Here is a 17,265-nt window from a genome sequence, read left to right as displayed (position 1 = left end):
TCTATTGATGTCGCAAAACAGTCTCATAGATATAGTACTGCAATTTATATAACAAGTCTGGCGGCGCCAGGGACGGAATTGACACTCCGTCCCCGGCACAGTGGTCATGTAATCGGAATAGCAATTACAACTAATTACAACTGCTTCCTGTCTGGTTGCCAACTTGGCCGTAACAAAGCTGTGTGACACAGTTGTTACACGGTGCCATTTTAGTAGTTTTTATCGCGTTTTAGCGAGAAACTTTACACCTTTGTCGCGTTAATCAGCGAGACGCATCCTGCCACGCCAGCCACTTATGCCAAATCAAACATAGGGGTTGATCAATGATACACAAAAACATAATATTCATGCGCCACGATTGGTTAAGTATAAATACTTTATTTGTACTCTTTTTCCCTGCCAGCAAATAAAGCTCCTACCCGGCAAGCGGCGCAAGACGTCATCGACACGCATGCGGTAAGATTCGCGCCTAACGATACCCATTCAAGCAAGGATTTTTCCCATGAAACTCGCCACCTGGAACGTCAACTCGCTCAAAGTGCGCCTGCCGCAAGTGCTGCAGTGGCTGACAGACAACCCGGTCGACATACTCTGCCTGCAAGAGACCAAACTGACGGACGACAAGTTCCCCGTCGCCGAGATCGAGGCGGCCGGCTACCAGGTGGTCTTCAGCGGCCAGAAAACGTATAACGGCGTGGCCATCCTGTCGAAGCTGCCGATCACCGACGTGGTGAAGAACAACCCGCGCTATGAAGACGCGCAGCAGCGCATCCTGGCCGCCACCATCGGTGGCGTGCGCGTCGTCTGCGCCTACGTGCCGAACGGCCAGAGCGTCGACTCGGACAAGTACGAATACAAGCTGGGCTGGCTGGCCGCCCTGCACGACTGGCTGGCCGAAGAAGCGCAGCAGCACCCGCAACTGGCCGTCGTCGGCGACTACAATATCGCGCCCGACGACCGCGACGTGCATGACCCTGTCGCCTGGGAAGGCCAGGTACTGGTGTCGGACAAGGAACGCGCCGCCCTGCAGCGCCTGTTCGACATCGGCCTGACGGATGCTTTCCGCCTGTTCGAGCAGGCGGACAAATCGTTCAGCTGGTGGGATTACCGCCAGCTGGGCTTCCGCCTGAACAAGGGCCTGCGCATCGACCACATCCTGCTCTCGCCCGCCCTCGCCGCCCGCTGCACGGCGTGCGTCATCGACCGCGTACCGCGCAAGTGGGAACAGCCGTCCGACCATGCGCCAGTCGTGGCGACGATTGACTAGCTAACGGCTATCCGCTCCAGCAAGGCCTGCGCGTTCACGGCAGGCACTGGCGCGGAAAACAGATAGCCCTGCGCATAGCGGCAGCCGTTCGCCTGCAGCAGGGCGAACTGCTCTTCCGTCTCCACGCCCTCGGCCACGGCCGACAATTGCAGGCTGTCGGCCAGCGCGATGATGGCCGCCACGATGGCGCGGTCTTCCCCGCTGTGCTCCAGGTCCTTGATGAAGGCGCGGTCGATCTTGACCTTCTTCACGGGGAACCGCTTCAGGTAGGCCAGGCTGGAATAGCCGGTGCCGAAATCATCGATCGACAGGCGCAAGCCCATGCCATTGATCTGGCGCAAAATCTCCAGCGTATGCTCGCCGTGCTGCATCAGCGCCGTCTCGGTGATCTCGAATTCCAGCAGCGCCGGGTCGATGCCCGTTTCCCGCACCACGGCGCCAATCGCCGCCACCAGGCCCTTGTGCATAAACTGGCGCGGCGACAGATTCACCGCCAAGGGCACCGGCTGCAAGCCCTGGCGCTGCCAGGCCATGCTTTGCTCGCAGGCCTGGCGCATTACCCATTCGCCCACCGGCACGATCAGGCCGTTTTCCTCCATGATGGGAATGAAGCGGTCCGGCAGCACCAGGCCGTGGCCCGGGCGGCGCCAGCGCAGCAGCACTTCCATGCCGTGCAGCCGGCGCGTGGCGATATCGATGACGGGCTGGTAAAACAGTTCGAACTGCTGCAGCGCCAGCGCCGTGCGCAGGCTGCTTTCCAGGTCGAAGTGCAAGGCCGCCGCCTGGTTCATCATCTGCGTGAAGAACTGGTAGTTATTGCGGCCGTTGCCCTTGGCGTGGTACATGGCCGCATCGGCATGGCGCATCAGGGCGTCGACGTCGCCGCCATCGTCCGGATACACGCAGATGCCGATCGACGGCGTCACGTGCAGCACATGGCCGTCGAGCGGAAAGGCGGGTGTCAGCGCTTCGATGATCTTCTCGGCCACGCGCGCCGCCTCGTCACTGCCGCGGATGCCCGGCACCAGCACGACGAATTCGTCGCCGCCCAGGCGCGCCACCGTGTCGCTGGCGCGCACGGCGCCACACAGCCGGGCGGCCACTTCCTTGAGCAGCAAGTCGCCCGTCATGTGGCCCAGCGAATCGTTGATGGTCTTGAAGCGGTCAAGGTCGATGAACATCACGGCCAGCTTGCGCCCGGAACGCTGCGAGGCCAGCATGGCCCGTTCCAGCCGGTCCGACAGCAACGCGCGGTTCGGCAAGCCTGTCAGGTTGTCGTGATAGGCCATGTGGTGCACCCGCGCCTCGGCCTGGCGCCGCTCGACGATCTCGCCCTGCAACAGCAGGTTGGCGCCGGCCAGTTCGGCCGTGCGTTCCTGCACGCGCAATTCCAGCTCGTCGCGCGCGCGGCGCACCGCCTCGGCCGCCTCGCGGCGCGCCGTCACGTCGTCGACCAGCCACACGGAACGGCCATGCGCATGCGCCAGGTCGAACGGCCGGCCGGACAGGCGCGCCCAGAAGCGGCTGCCATCCTTGCGCACCAGCTGGTATTCCGACATGTGCACGCGTCCCGCATCGAAATCGCGCGCCGTCTCGCCGCGCGCCACCTTCCACGCGGCCATGTCCGGATACAGGGCCTGCACCGACAGGCCGTTTATTTCACCGGGTCCATAGCCGAACAGCTCTTCCATCTTGCTGTTGGCACGCAAATTGTAGCCGCCCTCTATCACCGAGATGCCCAGCACGGCGCTGTCCAGGATGGCCTGGTTTTCCAGCAGCGCGTTGCGCAGGGATTCTTCGGCGCGCTTGGCTTCCGTGCGGTCCTCGATGATCCAGATGGTGCCGGCGGCGGGATCGTCCGGATTGACGACATAGGCGATCAGCTGCGCCCACAAGGTGCTGCCGTCGCGGCGCATCATTTCCACTTCCGTCTGGAAGGGCTTGGCCACCGACAGGAAGGGGAAGGCCGCCGCGCCCAGCAGCTCGTACGATTGCTGCGACACGTACAGCGCGCGCCCGGGCAAGCCCAGCGCCTCGTCGCCGCTATAGCCGAACATCGCGGCAAAGCCCAGGTTATAGCGCGTGATCAGGCGGTTCTTGGTATACAGGATGCTCACCGAGGCATTCGTCATGATGGCCGCCACTTCCATCTGCGTCTGGCGGCTGGCCGTGATGTCTTCCAGTATCCAGATGGCGCCCTGCTCGCTGTGCGTCTGGTCGACGGCCTTGGCGCGGATGCGGCACCAGAACAGGCTGCCGTCGCGGCGGCGGAACAGCGATTCATCCTGCTCGTATGGCAAGCCCTGTCCCAGCAGCGGCGTGGCCTGTACGCCAAACTCCTCGTAGGCGGCGGGCGACGGAAACAGTTCGGCGGCGGGCAGGCCCGTCATCTCCTCCTGCGCGTAGCCGAACATTTCGGCGAAACGGGGATTGCAGCGCAGGATCAGGCGCGAACGGGAAAACAGGATGCCGACGGAGGCATTGTCGAGGATAGCCTGCTGCTCGAGCATCAGCTGGCGCGTCGCCTCCTCGGCCGCCTTCTGCGCGCTGCGGTCGTCGAACAGCCAGATCGTGTCGCGCAGCGCGCGGTCGGACTGGCTCTCGGGATTCAGCACATAGCCATACGCCAGGGCCCAGAACGTGGAGCCGTCGCGGCGGCGCATCTCCATCTCGCCCTGGAACGGCAGGCCGCGCCGCAGCAGCGGTGCGGCCTGGCGCACGACATTGTCATACGCCGCGCGCGACGGATACAGGTCGGCGACGGCCAGGCCCACGCCGCTGTCGCCGTCAAAACCGAAGCATTCGGCGAAACGCCGGTTGTAGCGCAGCACGCCCTTGTCGCGCTGAAAACCGATGGCCAAGGGCGCGTTATCCATCACGGCCTGCATTTCCAGCATGGCGCGCCGCAGCTGGTCTTCATCGCGCCGGTGGTCGCTGATGTCTTCGATGATCCAGACCGTGCCGTCATGCGTATTGAGGGGATCGACGGCGCGCCCGTGCAGGCGGCTCCAGAACAGGGTGCCATCCTGGCGCCGCAATTCCAGTTCCGTGCGGTAGGGCTTGCCCTTCGACAGCAGCGGCGCCGCTTCCAGCCCCAGGGCGCGGCAATGCTCGGCGGAGCGGTACAGCACCGCGCCCGGCATGCCCGTCAGCTGGTGGCGCGCGTAGCCGAGCATCTCGGCGGCGCGGATATTGCACTCCTCGATGAAGCCGCCCTTGGAAAAGACGATGCCGACGGCCGCGCTTTCCAGGATCGCCTGCTGCTCGAGCAAGGTCTTGCGCAAGGCTTGCTGGTCGCGCTGCTGCACGCTGATGTCGGCAAACACGAGGGTCGCACCGGGCAAGCCATCGTCCACCAGCAGGGGCCGCGACCAGACCTGCACGGCGATGGCGCCCGCCTCCCCTTCCAGGCTGCTGTCCCAGTGCCGCTCGCGCCCGGCCGCGCCAAGCGTACCGCGCAGCATGCTGGTGCTCGACGCGCGGTAAGCGTCCGTAAAGCAGTCGGCCAGCAGCCGGCCCGTCATATCCCGACCCAGCAGGGCCTGCAAGGCGCCATTCGCGGCCACCACCATGCCGCAGGCATCGCAGGCGCAGGCCGGCAAGGCGATCAGTTGCAAGGCATCGGCGATGAAATCGGGACTGGTCGGTACGCGGTTCATGGACACCATGGGATGGTTAAAGACAAGATAAACATGCGCCTGGGCAAATATTCTTCCAAGCATCATGGTGCTGCTAGATCATAAACCAGTTTCCCGGGGTTTTTTCATATTCCTTATTGGCAATATCTGAAACACCACAGACCACTTGCAACACGCCCGTTGCAACGCCGTTGCATGGCTGAAAAATGAAACAAATCGTTTAGAATAAAGCATGCGCCGCCCTCCCCAACCTCCGCTCGACCATCGCGACAAACCCGTCATCTGGACCGTCTCCGTCTCGCGCCTGTTCGACCTGTTCCGCGACATCACGCTCGAATACGACGACCTGGCGACGATCGAACCGATCAACCTGGGCTTCGACGACGCCGTGCGCCACATCCGCGAACGCATGGCCACGGAGCGCTGCGATGCCGTCATCGCGGCCGGTTCGAACGGCGCCTACCTGAAAGGCAGGCTGTCGGTACCCGTCATCATCGCCAAGGCCAGCGGCTACGACGTGATGCAGGCGCTGGCGCGCGCGCGGCGCATCTCGCCGCACATCGGCGTCGTCACCTACCAGGACCCGATGCCGGAACTGGCGGAATTTGCCGCCACCTTCGGCTTCCAGATCTTTCAGCGCACCTATGCCACCGAGGAAGACGCGCGCGCGCAGATCAATGAACTGAAGGCGGCCGGGGTCAAAGCCGTCGTCGGCGCGGGCCTCGTCACCGACCTGGCCGAAGAAGCGGGACTGGCCGCCGTCTTCGTGTATTCGGCCACGGCCATCCGGCGCGCCTTCGACGATGCGCTGGAACTGGCGCGCCTGACCCAGATCGAATCGAACCGCGGACGCCGCACGGTAGTGGCCGACACCCTGCGCGCGCGGCACGGCCTGCACGATCTGCGCGGCGAGTCGGAAGCGATGGAAGCGCTGCGCCAGTCGGTGGTGCTGTATGCGCGCTCGCCGGCAACGGTGCTGATCCAGGGAGAAACGGGCAGCGGCAAGGAACTGGTGGCGCAGGCGATCCATCGCGAAAGCCCGCGCAGCCTGGGCGCGAACCGCCCCTTCATCGCCATCAACTGCGGCGCCATCGCCGAATCTCTGCTGGAATCGGAACTGTTCGGCCACGAGGATGGGGCCTTCACGGGCGCCCGCAGGGGCGGCCATGCGGGCCTGTTCGAGGCGGCCAACCACGGTACCCTGTTCCTCGACGAAATCGGCGAAATGCCGCTGGCCCTGCAAACGCGATTGCTGCGCGTGCTGGAAGAGCGCGAAGTGGTGCGCGTGGGCGGCACGCGGCCCATCGCCATCAATGTGCGCATCATCAGCGCCACGCATTGCGACCTGGAACAGCGCATCCGCGAAGGACGCTTCCGCGCCGACCTGTTCTACCGCCTGGCCGTGCTGCGCCTGCATTTGCCCGCCTTGCGCGAACGCGCCAGCGACATTCCCGGCCTGGCCGAGTGGTCGCTGAAAAACGCGCTGGCCGCGCTGGGCGCCCGTCCGCACCCCAACCTGCATGCGGAAATCCAGGCTTGCGCGCCGCTGCTGCGCCGCTACGACTGGCCCGGCAACGTGCGCGAACTGCGCAACCTGGCCGAGCGCCTGGCCCTGTTCCTGGCCGCCGAACCGCTGCAGGCGCTGACGCCCGCCTTCGTGCTGGGCGTGGCGCCGGAACTGGCCAATGCTGCCGGCACGCCGGCGCCGCTGCCGTCGCCGGCCGCCGCCATCGCGCCGCGCCCGGAAGACGAAAGCGCCAGCGCCGTGCTGGCGCGCTTTGGCGGACGCCGCGACGCCGCCGCCCACTACCTCGGCATCAGCCGCACCACCCTGTGGCGCCGCCTGCGCACCGGCTGATTTCTTCAACCAGACAAAAGACACCATGGACGACTGGCCTCACTTGCACGAATTATGGCAACGCTGCACGAGACATGGCGGCGCGGCCGGCAGCCAGGGACTGGCGCACGACCACCGGGACATCAAGGCGCTGTATGCGCGCGGCATTTCCATGGAAGACGCCATGCAGTTCCTGTTCCAGCAACGCCCTACGCTGGAAGCCTTCCAGGCGTGGCTGGCTGGCCGCACGCGCGTCCGCCCGGCGCACGCCGCCAGCGCGCATCAGGACGTGCTGTCGGCCGCCGAACTGCGCCATTTCGAGGAGCACGGCTACCTGGTGCTGCGCGGCGCCGTACCGCGCGCGCAGTGCCTCGCCGCACAAACGGCGATATGGGAATACCTGGGCGCCAGCCCCGATGATATGGCATCGTGGTACCGGCCGCACCCGGGCAAGCGGGGCCTGATGCTGCAGTTTTCCGACCATCCGGCCCTCGAGGAAAACCGCCACTGCGCGCACATACGCCACGCCTGTCAGCAGCTATATGACACCGGCATCGGCGCCGGCACCGGCATCTACGCCAGCATCGACAAGGTGAGCTTCAATCCGCCGGAAACGCCGCAGCACCGTTTCCTTGGCAGCGCCCTGCACTGGGACGTCAGCCTGCAACAGCCGGTTCCCTTCAAGCTGCAAGGCATGCTGTACCTGAGCGACTGTCCGGCGCAGCACGGCGCCTTTCACTGCGTGCCCGGCTTCCAGCACCACATGGCCGGCTGGCTGCGGCAAGTACCGCCGGGCCGCCAGCCGCGCGAATGGGCCGTCGAGGACTTGCGGCCCGTGCCCGTCGAAGGCATGGCCGGCGATTTCATCATCTGGCACCAGGCCCTGCCCCATTGCGCCACGCCCAACCGCGGCCCGGCGCCGCGCATGGTGCAGTACCTGACCTACCTCCCGGAGCACTGCCAGGATCAGGATGCGTGGATCTGAACCACTCATCCCGCCTTGGCGCCGCTCATCCCGCAGCGCTGGCCGCGCGCTCCCGGCGCCGCTAGCATGGTCGTCAAGGAGGAGTACCCCATGAAACAAACACTGCAAACATTGATCTTGCTCAGTACGGCGCTGCTGGCAGGCGCCAGCCAGGCCGCCGCGCCCACGGCATTCAAGGTCGAGGTCACAGGACAAGGCCGTCCCCTGGTCCTGATTCCCGGCCTGGCGTCTTCCGGCGAAGTCTGGCAAGGCACGGTGGCGCGCCTGTGCGGCCCGCAAGCCGCACGCCAATGCCACGTGCTGACACTGGCCGGCTTTGCCGGCGTGGCGCCCATCGAGGGCGACTTGCTGGCGCAGGCCGAGCAACAACTGGCCGACTACATCGGCACCCAAAAACTGGGCCAGCCGGCCATCATCGGGCATAGCCTGGGCGGCTTCCTGGCGTTGAAAATGGCCATCGACCATCCTGACCAAACGGGCAAGCTGGTGATCGTCGACTCGCTGCCGGCGCTGGGCGCGACGCAGCTGCCCTCCATCACGCCGCCGCAGCTGCAAGCCATGGCCGCGCAGATGCAATCGGCCATGCGCGCGCAGGATGGGACCACCTACGCCGCCAGCCAGCGCCGCACGGTAAGCAGCATGGCCAGCGCGCCGGCCGACGTGGAGCGCATCATCGGCTGGGGCCAGCGCTCGGACCGCGAGACGGTGATCAAGGCCATGGGCACCCTGGTGGCCAGCGACCTGCGCCAGGACGTGGCGAAAATAAAATCGCCAACCCTGGTGCTGGGTACCTGGATCGCCTACAAGGACTATGCGCCGCGCGCCGCCATCGAAGCGACCTTCCAGCAGCAGTATGCCCAGCTGCCCGGCGTAAAAGTCGCGCTGGCCGACACGGCGCGCCACTTCATCATGTACGACCAGCCGGACTGGATGCAGGCGCGCATCGAACAGTTCCTGGACTAGGCGATGAACGCACCCTTGCATCGGCCGCCGCTGCTGGCCAGGATCAACTGGTACTGGACCTTCCAGCTGGCCGGCTGGGGCGCGCTCACCCTGTTCAACAGCGTGTATGGCGGCTCCACGCAGCTGCGCATCGTCGTGACGATTGCCAGCTGGGGCTCGCTGGGCGGGCTGCTGCTGTCGCACCTGTGGCATGGCGTCCTGCGCCGGCGCGGCTGGGCGGCGAACGGCTTGCGCTGGCAGCGCATCGTGCCGTCGCTGATCGTGCTGGCCGCCATCCAGACGGCCAGCGTGACGGCCGCCTTCCACGTCATGTATCCGCCGGACACCATCCGCGGCATCGCCTGGCTGCCCGGCGCGCTGCTGTTCTGGTTCGGGGTATTCCTGACCTGGACGGTGTTCTACTTCACCGCGCTGTCGCTGCGCCGCGCCAGCCGTTTCGAGGCCGAGGCGCTGCGCCTGGAAGTGCTGGCCAAGGATGCCCAGTTGCGTGCCCTGCAGGCGCAAGTCAATCCGCATTTTTTCTTCAACAGCCTCAATAGCGTGCGCGCGCTGATCTTCGAAGACCGCGAAGCGGCCGCGCGCATGATCGACCAGCTGGCCAACCTAATGCGCCATGCGCTGCAGTCCAGCCAGCACGCCACCGTGCCGCTGGCGGCAGAACTGGAGGCCGTGCGCGCCTACCTGGCCATCGAACAGAGTCGCTTCGAGGAACGCCTGCGCGTCAGCTTCGACATCGCCCCCGGCCTGGAGCTCGTGCGCGTGCCGCCCATGGCCTTGCAAACGCTGGTGGAAAATGCCGTCAAATATGGCGTCGAAGCGAGTGCCGAGGGCGGCGACATCCGCATCGCGGCGCGGCGCGGCGCTGGCATGGATACGCTGCAGATCGAGGTCGCCAACACGGGCAGGCTGCGCAGCGCGTCCGGCTCCACCGGCATCGGCCTGCACAATGCGCGCCAGCGCCTGCAGCTGGCCTGCGGCGAGCGCGCCAGCCTGGAACTGTGCGAACAGGCCGGCTGGGTATACGCCACCATCCACTTGCCGGAGCTGGCATGAACGGCCAGCCGCTCAAGATACTGCTGGTCGATGACGAGCGCCTGGCGCGCGCCGAGCTGCGGCGCCTGCTGGCGCCGCATGTGCAGCAAGGTGCCGTGGAAATCGTGGGCGAGGCGGCCAGCGCGGCCGACGCCATCACGCAGATCGGCAAGCTGCGCCCCGACCTGCTGCTGCTCGACGTGCAGATGCCGGGCGGCTCCGGCTTCGACCTGCTGGCCGCGCTGGACGATGCGCCCGACGTCATCTTTTGCACGGCCTTCGACCAGTATGCGCTGCAGGCATTCGAGGTCAGCGCCCTCGACTACCTGCAAAAACCCGTGCAGGCGGCGCGCCTGGCCACGGCGCTGGCGCGTGCCGGCGCACGGGCGCAAGCCGTGCCGCCGCCTGCGCCGCGCAAGGTCTTCATCAAGGATGGGGAACGCTGCTGGTTTGTGGCGTTTGACGATATCCGCCTGCTGGAATCGGAAGGCAACTACACGCGCGTGCATTTCGGCGAACAGCGTCCGCTGATGCTGCGCACCCTGAACCAGCTGGAAGAAAAACTCGATCCCGCCCTGTTCCTGCGCGCCAACCGGCGCCAGATCGTCAACCTGGCGCAGGTGGCGCAGCTGTCACCGAACGGCGCCGATGGCCTCGACCTGCACCTGCTGGACGGCAGCGTGGTCGAGGTCTCGCGCCGCCGCGCGCAACAGTTCAAGGCCGCCTGCGGCCTGTAGCAGGACTATTTCAACGCGGGGATCGGCTGCGCCTGGAATGCGGGGCGCGGCTGCTCCTTGAGCTTTTTCGCCAGCATGTCGAGCGCCACTTCCAGCTGGCGGTCGGCGCCATTGAAGGTGGCGTGCGGCGGGTTTTCCACCTCCACGTCCGGCACCACGCCCACGCCTTCGATCAGCCACTGGCCATCGATGCCGAACTGGCCGTTTTCCGCCACGCGCGCCATGCCGTTATCCGCCAGGCGCGTATTGTCGCTGAGCCAGACGCCGGCGCCGGCCGTGCGCTTGCCCACCAGCGGCGCCAGGCCCAGGGCCTTGACGCCGGCGGCAAAGGTCTCGCCATCCGAATACGTGAGTTCATCGACCAGCACCACCAGGTGGCCGCGGAAGGTGTTCTGCATGTTCGACGATGGCTGCACGCCCGGCGGCGCCCAGTAGGCCCAGGCCTTGCGCAGCAGTTTTTCAATGATCCAGCTGTCGATATTGCCGCCGTTATTGCGCCGCACGTCGATGATCAGACCTTCGCGGTTGATGTTGGCGTAAAAATCGCGCGCGAACGAGGCGATGTCATTCGGGCCCATGGCGCGCAGGTGCAGGTAGCCGATGCGCCCCTGCGAAGCGGCCGCCACCTGCTCGGCGCGGCTCAATTCCCAGTCGCCATAGCGCAGCGCCGTCTGTTTCGCCATGTTGACGGGCGTGACGATGACGGCGCGCGGCGCGCCCTTGCCATTCCCCCGTTTGACCTGCAACAAGACCTGCTTGTCGGCCTGGTTCAGCAGCAGGTCGCTGATATCGCGCGCGGCCAGCACGTCCTTGCCGTTGACGGCCGTGATCACGTCGCCCGCCTTCACATCCACGTCGGGGCGCGACAGCGGCGCGCGCGCCGAGGGCAATTCCGCTTCGCTGCGGTAGACATGCTCGACCCGATAACCGTCGCTTGTCCGCGCCAGCACGGCGCCCAAGCCCGCAGGCGTGCCTTCCTGCTCGGTGCGGCGCAATTCGCCGGGACGGATCTGCGAATGCAGCGCGCCCACTTCGGCCACCATCATGCCGAGTAAATCATTGAGTTCGGCGCGGTCCGTGACCCGCTCGACCAGCGGCGCGTACTTGTCGCGCGCCGCCTTCCAGTTCACGCCGCGCATCTTCGCGTCGTACAGGAAGTCGCGGTGCAAGCGCCAGGCATCGTTGAACATCTGCTTCCATTCCAGGCGCGGATTCGACACAAACGTCCAGTCGTCAACCTTGACCTTGGCTTTCGACAGGTCGGACGGCAGCTTGGCGCCCGCCTCGATCACCAGCATCTCGCCCGGTCCCGTAGCTGCCGCCGTGCGGTAGTACAAATGCTTTTTATCCTGCGCCAGGTCGAATTCACGCACGTTGGCCACCAGCAGTTCCGGCTTGGAACCGGTATTGCCAATCGCCAAAGTCTTCAGGCTGGACTTGTTCTCGCCGCTGTCGCGTTCGAGGAAATACAGGCGCTTGTCATCGGCGGCCAGCGCGCTGTAATTGCCCGCCGCCAGCGGCACTTCATACAGGCGCTCGGCCAGGCCCTGGCTGACGATGGCCGGCAGCGCAGCCGCTACCTTTTTCACTGCGCCCTTGCCGCCGGCCTTTTCCAGTGCCTTTTCCGCCGCCAGTTCGGCCGCCTTCTCATCGTCCGTCTCGGCCGGCTTGACGCCAGGGCGGCTCAGTTCATCGTCGGGCTGGAACGGGAAACGGTTGCCCGGCTGCAGCGCCAGCGCATACACGCCGATGCGCTTGTCGAATACGGGGCCCATGTTGCGGTCGCCCCACGGCGAACCATTGGCCAGCTGAAAATTGCGCGCCGACATGAAGTACAACCATCGCCCGTCGGGCGAAAACACGGGTGAACCGGACGTATAGCGGTCGCTGGTGACGAACTGCAGCTGTTTCGACGCGAGGTTGTACAGGCCGATCTGCTCGCGCTGCTCATTGCTGGCCACACGCACGATGGCCAGGTTGCGGCTGTCGGGCGACCATTGCACTTCGTCGTGCTTGTCCACGCCCGCCTTGCCCGCGTCGTCGATCAACTGGTTGCCCCTGGTCGCCAGGTCCAGCAGCCAGAAGCGGCCCTTCTTGTCCGTGTGGGCCAGCCAGCGTCCGTCCGGCGACGGGTACAGTTTCCAGCGGTGGTTATCTCCCTGCGTCGTCAGCTGCTCGCCCTTGCCCGAGCCATCGGCGGCGTACCTCCAGATTTCATTCTCTCCGCTCGTGTCGACGATGGCGAAGACGGATTTTTCGTCGCTGGAAAAGACGGCGTCGCGCGCCCGCGCCCCTTCGGGAATGGCGATATCGACGCGGCGCATGCTGCCCGTGCCGGCGATGCTGACGCGTCCGCGAGCCGTCAGGATGATGCGCTCATCCTTGCCGGACAGCTGCACATTGCTCAAGGTGTCCAGCGGCGAGCGGATCTGGCGCGCGCGCTGCTGGTCGAAGTCGGATACGAGGCTGATCGGCAATGGCGATGAGTCCGTCCCTGCCGCCAGGTCCAGCACCTGCAGGTCCGCGCCCAATTGATACACAATCTTGCCATCGCCCAAGGAAGCATTACGCACGTCCCATTGCTTGTGCGTCGTCAATGCGCGGCGGTCGGAACCGTCCGGCAGCATGCTCCACAGATTGTCGCTGCCGCCCGCGTCGCTAATATAGTAAACGCGGCCTTGCCACCACATGGGACGCTTGTTGTTGCCAGCCAATACGGCAGGTTCCGCATGCATGCGCACGGCCTCGTCCTTGCCGCCCAGCTCATAGCGCCACAGGGTGGCATGCGCGCCGCCCCGGTAATTGCGCACATTGTCGTTGGTCATGGCCAGGCCGAAACGCGTGAAGAACAGCGTCTTGCCCGCATCGTCGAGCACGGCGTCGTTGGCGTCGGCCACGGGAAACACGCGGCGCGTCTGTTTCACGGGGTCGATGGCAGCGACGATGCGGCGCGAAGCGGGACCATCCGTGTTTTGCGTGCTGACCAGTACCTCGCCCTGCGCCGTCCAGCCCAGGACCAGCACGCCGCCGTTGTCATACGAAATACGCCGCGGCAAGCCGCCTGCCAGCGGCATCACATACGCTTCCTGCGCCCCTTCATAGGCGGCGGAAAAGGCAATCCATTGGCCATCGTGCGAAATCGCCGCGTTCGTTTCATAGCCGGGATGCGTGGTCAGGCGCTGCGCGGCGCCACCGCGCACGCTGCTTTTCCACAAATCGCCTTCGGCGGTAAACACCACGGTATCGCCGCGCACGGCGGGAAAGCGGAAATAGCTGCTGGCAGGAGAAGAGGCAGCGGTGGCGTTGCCCAGCAGGCCGGCGGACAACAGGAGCAAGCTAAGATTGCGGGAAATTTTCATATGAGCATCCAGATAGCGGTCAGGTGGCATGGACATCATGTCGATACCGGACAGCAATTCTGGCATAACTATGACCAAAGAAAACCTTCTTAAAACCTTCTTTATTGCCCACAAAAACGTAAAAAAACCCGCGCCACTTGCGTGGGCGGGTTTTTCGACAAGAGCAGAAACGCTCTGAACGCCGAACAAAACCGTAGCGAGCGGCAGCGAGTTGCGACCGAGAAGCGGAACTGTGCAAGAGCACAGTGAGCATCGGAGGCCGCTAATCGCGACGCGCAGTAGGTTTGGTTCGGTGTTCTTATTCCACTTCCACCGTTTCCGGTGCTGCCGTCGGCGCCGCATCTGGCGGTTCCGGGAATTCCAGCAAGACCTGGTCCTTGTCGTCGAGGTCGACCGTGACCCGTCCGCCCGTCACTAGGCGGCCGAACAACAATTCGTCGGCCAGGGCCTTGCGGATCATGTCCTGGATCAAACGCGCCATCGGACGCGCGCCCATGAGCGGATCGAAACCTTTCTTGCCGAGGAAGGCACGCAGCTTCTCGGTAAACACGGCTTCGACCTTTTTCTCGTGCAGCTGCTCTTCCAGCTGCATCAGGAACTTGTCGACCACGCGCAGGATGATTTCCTGGTCCAGCGCGCGGAAGCTGATGGTCGCGTCGATACGGTTGCGGAACTCCGGCGTGAACATGCGCTTGATGTCGGCCATCTCGTCGCCAGCCTGCTTCGAATTCGTGAAGCCGATCGACGTCTTTTGCAAGCTTTCCGCGCCCGCATTGGTCGTCATGATGATGATCACGTTGCGGAAATCGGCTTTGCGGCCATTGTTGTCCGTCAAGGTACCGTGATCCATCACTTGCAGCAGGATATTGAAAATGTCCGGATGGGCTTTTTCAATTTCATCGAGCAGCAAGACCGCATGCGGCTTCTTGGTGATCGCTTCCGTCAGCAAGCCGCCCTGGTCAAAACCAACGTAGCCCGGTGGCGCGCCGATCAAACGGCTGACGGCGTGGCGTTCCATGTATTCCGACATGTCGAAACGGATCAGCTCGATACCGAGGATGAAGGCCAGCTGTTTCGCCACCTCGGTCTTGCCCACGCCCGTCGGACCGGAGAACAGGAAGGAACCGATCGGCTTGTCTGTCTTGCCCAGGCCGGCACGGGCCATCTTGATGGCCGACGCCAGCGCATCGATGGCGGGATCTTGCCCGAACACGACATTGCGCAGGTCGCGGTCGATCGTCTGCAACTTGCTGCGGTCGTCCTGGTTGACCGTTTGCGGCGGAATGCGCGCGATCTTGGCGATGATGTCCTCGATCTCGGCCTTGCCGATGGTTTTCTTTTGCTTCGACTTTGGCAAGATGCGCTGTGCCGCGCCCGCTTCATCGATGACGTCGATCGCCTTGTCGGGCAGATGGCGGTCGTTGATGAAGCGCGCCGCCAGTTCGGCCGCCGTCGACAGGGCCGAAGCCGAGTATTTCACGCCATGGTGCTCTTCGAAGCGCGATTTCAAGCCGCGCAGGATCTGCACGGTTTGCTCGACGGTCGGCTCGTTGACGTCCACTTTCTGGAAACGGCGGGAGAGCGCATGGTCTTTCTCGAACACGCCGCGGAATTCCGTGTACGTGGTCGCGCCGATGCACTTCAATTGACCGTTGGCCAGTGCCGGTTTCAGCAGGTTGGACGCGTCCAGCGTGCCGCCCGACGCCGAGCCCGCACCGATGATGGTGTGGATTTCGTCGATGAACAGGATGCCGTTCGGATTGTCCTTCAATTGCTTGAGCACGGCTTTCAGGCGCTGTTCGAAGTCACCGCGGTATTTGGTACCGGCCAGCAAGGCGCCCATGTCCAGCGAATACACGACGGCATTCTGCAGGATTTCCGGCACATCGCTTTGCGTGATGCGGTAAGCGAGGCCTTCGGCGATGGCCGTCTTGCCCACGCCCGCTTCGCCGACCAGCAGCGGATTGTTCTTGCGGCGGCGGCACAGGATCTGGATCACGCGGTCGACTTCTTCCTCGCGGCCGATCAGCGGGTCGATCTTGCCTTCGGCAGCGGCCTTGTTCAGGTTTTGCGTGAACTGGTCGAGCGGGCTTTCCTTCGGCTGGCCGTCGACGGGCGCTTCTTCCACCCCTTCGGAGGCTTTCGCGCTTTCCGTCGACTGGTCCTTGCGCACGCCGTGCGAAATGAAATTGACCACGTCCAGGCGCGTCACGCCCTGCTGGTGCAGGTAGTACACCGCATGCGAATCCTTTTCGCCGAAGATGGCCACCAGCACATTGGCGCCCGTGACTTCCTTCTTGCCATTCGAGGCGGACTGGACATGCATGATGGCGCGCTGGATCACGCGCTGGAAACCAAGCGTCGGCTGGGTGTCGACTTCGCCCGTGCCAGGCACGGTCGGCGTGTTATCGCCGATGAAATTGGTGAGGGTCTTGCGCAGGTCTTCTATATTGACCGCGCAGGCACGCAACACCTCGGCAGCGGAGGGATTGTCCAGCAGTGCCAGCAGTAAATGCTCAACCGTGATGAATTCGTGCCGTGCCTGCCGAGCTTCGACAAACGCCATGTGCAAACTTACTTCTAATTCCTGCGCAATCATACTTCCTCCATCACGCACTGCAGGGGATGCCCCGCCTTGCGCGCATGCGTTAAAACGAACTCCACTTTGGTACACGCTATATCTTTAGAGAACACGCCGCACACTCCTTTGCCGTAGCGATGAACACTGAGCATGATTTGCGTCGCCGTTTCACGGTCCTTGTTGAAATACTCCTGAATGATGGCCACCACAAATTCCATCGGGGTGTAGTCGTCATTGAGCAAGGCTACCTGGTAGAGCGGTGGCGGCTTCAGCACTTGCCGCTCCAGCAGGGTTTCTGTGTCGTGCTTGGTTGCCATACGCTTATTCTAATGCTTTCACAGTGGTTGTCATGCGCAATATCTACGCCTTTCCAATTGTTTTCAATCTTACGCGTTTTCTTAATACTGCGCAGATGGCGACCTTGCCGTCAAAATCAAGAGTTGCTTTTTTGGTTGTCGTGAAGAATTTGGCAATATCGATGGAAAAGCGCTTGACTTCATTATTTATTCCGCCAACAATGCTGTATCGACTGTTGCAGTAATGTACAGCTTGATAAGAAGTGAGACGTCGAGGAGGGGGCAAGAAGCTTCTTGCTTTTATGGCTCGTGTGATTTGTTTTAATTTTGAAAGTTCTTTTTATGGCAACAGGTACAGTTAAGTGGTTCAATGATTCCAAAGGTTTTGGCTTCATCACTCCAGATGATGGCGGCGAAGATTTGTTTGCTCATTTCTCCGCAATCAACATGAACGGTTTCAAGACCCTCAAAGAAGGTCAAAAAGTTCAATTCGAAGTCACGCAAGGCCCTAAAGGCAAGCAAGCTTCCAACATCCAAGCAGCCTAAGCATCGCCTGCCCTCAGATGTGAA

General features: G+C 63.6%; 11 protein-coding genes. 7 read left to right on the top strand and 4 right to left on the bottom strand.

All coding sequences use genetic code 11. The features are described 5' to 3' along the window. Nucleotides 1–502: 502 nt before the first annotated feature. Nucleotides 503–1,267: an exodeoxyribonuclease III gene (gene xth / locus U0004_RS08630; protein ID WP_034782197.1), complete on the top strand. Its 765-nt coding sequence runs from the start codon at nucleotides 503–505 to the stop codon at nucleotides 1,265–1,267. Here xth and U0004_RS08625 read toward each other — a convergent pair. Beyond that, nucleotides 1,264–4,926 (bottom strand): sensor domain-containing protein, encoded by a 3,663-nt coding sequence (locus U0004_RS08625; protein WP_070253601.1) that lies wholly within the window; start codon nucleotides 4,924–4,926, stop codon nucleotides 1,264–1,266. The two genes, xth and U0004_RS08625, sit on opposite strands and share 4 nt — an antisense overlap. 211 nt (nucleotides 4,927–5,137) lie before the next feature. Between U0004_RS08625 and prpR the strand changes: the two genes are divergently transcribed. The 5 genes from prpR (at nucleotide 5,138) to U0004_RS08600 (ending at nucleotide 10,459) form a co-directional block, all read left to right on the top strand. Continuing rightward, the gene (gene prpR / locus U0004_RS08620; RefSeq protein ID WP_070253574.1) at nucleotides 5,138–6,763 is read left to right on the top strand and encodes a propionate catabolism operon regulatory protein PrpR; all 1,626 of its coding nucleotides are present in this window, start codon (nucleotides 5,138–5,140) and stop codon (nucleotides 6,761–6,763) included. Nucleotides 6,764–6,788: 25 nt separating this feature from the next. Then, nucleotides 6,789–7,727, top strand: a complete 939-nt coding sequence (locus tag U0004_RS08615; protein WP_070253573.1) for a phytanoyl-CoA dioxygenase family protein — start codon at nucleotides 6,789–6,791, stop codon at nucleotides 7,725–7,727. Between the two features lie 90 nt (nucleotides 7,728–7,817). Further along, nucleotides 7,818–8,690 (top strand): alpha/beta fold hydrolase, encoded by an 873-nt coding sequence (locus U0004_RS08610; RefSeq protein WP_070253600.1) that lies wholly within the window; start codon nucleotides 7,818–7,820, stop codon nucleotides 8,688–8,690. Between the two features lie 3 nt (nucleotides 8,691–8,693). After that, entirely contained in the window at nucleotides 8,694–9,743 is a 1,050-nt protein-coding gene (locus tag U0004_RS08605) for a sensor histidine kinase (RefSeq protein WP_070253572.1), read from the top strand. Then, nucleotides 9,740–10,459 (top strand): LytR/AlgR family response regulator transcription factor, encoded by a 720-nt coding sequence (locus tag U0004_RS08600; RefSeq protein WP_034782191.1) that lies wholly within the window; start codon nucleotides 9,740–9,742, stop codon nucleotides 10,457–10,459. Before U0004_RS08605 ends, U0004_RS08600 begins: the two co-directional genes overlap by 4 nt. A gap of 5 nt (nucleotides 10,460–10,464) precedes the next feature. Here U0004_RS08600 and U0004_RS08595 read toward each other — a convergent pair whose 3' ends face one another. The 3 genes from U0004_RS08595 to clpS all read right to left on the bottom strand — a co-directional run bounded on the left by U0004_RS08595 (nucleotide 10,465) and on the right by clpS (nucleotide 16,716). Beyond that, nucleotides 10,465–13,818, bottom strand: a complete 3,354-nt coding sequence (locus U0004_RS08595) for a S41 family peptidase (RefSeq protein WP_070253599.1) — start codon at nucleotides 13,816–13,818, stop codon at nucleotides 10,465–10,467. Nucleotides 13,819–14,116: 298 nt separating this feature from the next. Then, entirely contained in the window at nucleotides 14,117–16,417 is a 2,301-nt protein-coding gene (gene clpA / locus U0004_RS08590; protein WP_034751575.1) for an ATP-dependent Clp protease ATP-binding subunit ClpA, read from the bottom strand. Further along, a complete protein-coding gene (gene clpS, locus U0004_RS08585) occupies nucleotides 16,414–16,716 on the bottom strand; it encodes an ATP-dependent Clp protease adapter ClpS (RefSeq protein ID WP_034751577.1) in 303 nt (100 codons plus the stop codon). Before clpS ends, clpA begins: the two co-directional genes overlap by 4 nt. A gap of 321 nt (nucleotides 16,717–17,037) precedes the next feature. On the opposite strand from clpS, the gene cspE reads away from it, so the two are divergent. Further along, on the top strand, nucleotides 17,038–17,241 hold the full coding sequence (gene cspE / locus U0004_RS08580; protein WP_010395943.1) for a transcription antiterminator/RNA stability regulator CspE: 204 nt from the start codon (nucleotides 17,038–17,040) through the stop codon (nucleotides 17,239–17,241). Nucleotides 17,242–17,265: the final 24 nt, after the last annotated feature.

The organism is Janthinobacterium lividum, assembly GCF_034424625.1.
GTDB lineage: Bacteria > Pseudomonadota > Gammaproteobacteria > Burkholderiales > Burkholderiaceae_D > Janthinobacterium > Janthinobacterium lividum.
The sequence above is the reverse complement of the archived record's forward strand: the minus strand, read 5'-3'. Positions and strand labels throughout refer to the sequence as shown.

Excerpts from the sequence above, each read along its gene's own strand:
- U0004_RS08600 (WP_034782191.1), top strand. The coding sequence starts at position 9,740 with ATGAACGGCCAGCCGCTCAAGATACTGCTGGTCGATGACGAGCGCCTG.
- U0004_RS08595 (WP_070253599.1), bottom strand. The coding sequence starts at position 13,818 with ATGAAAATTTCCCGCAATCTTAGCTTGCTCCTGTTGTCCGCCGGCCTG.
- U0004_RS08615 (WP_070253573.1), top strand. The coding sequence starts at position 6,789 with ATGGACGACTGGCCTCACTTGCACGAATTATGGCAACGCTGCACGAGA.
- U0004_RS08625 (WP_070253601.1), bottom strand. The coding sequence starts at position 4,926 with ATGAACCGCGTACCGACCAGTCCCGATTTCATCGCCGATGCCTTGCAA.
- clpA (WP_034751575.1), bottom strand. The coding sequence starts at position 16,417 with ATGATTGCGCAGGAATTAGAAGTAAGTTTGCACATGGCGTTTGTCGAA.
- prpR (WP_070253574.1), top strand. The coding sequence starts at position 5,138 with ATGCGCCGCCCTCCCCAACCTCCGCTCGACCATCGCGACAAACCCGTC.
- xth (WP_034782197.1), top strand. The coding sequence starts at position 503 with ATGAAACTCGCCACCTGGAACGTCAACTCGCTCAAAGTGCGCCTGCCG.
- U0004_RS08610 (WP_070253600.1), top strand. The coding sequence starts at position 7,818 with ATGAAACAAACACTGCAAACATTGATCTTGCTCAGTACGGCGCTGCTG.
- clpS (WP_034751577.1), bottom strand. The coding sequence starts at position 16,716 with ATGGCAACCAAGCACGACACAGAAACCCTGCTGGAGCGGCAAGTGCTG.
- U0004_RS08605 (WP_070253572.1), top strand. The coding sequence starts at position 8,694 with ATGAACGCACCCTTGCATCGGCCGCCGCTGCTGGCCAGGATCAACTGG.
- cspE (WP_010395943.1), top strand. The coding sequence starts at position 17,038 with ATGGCAACAGGTACAGTTAAGTGGTTCAATGATTCCAAAGGTTTTGGC.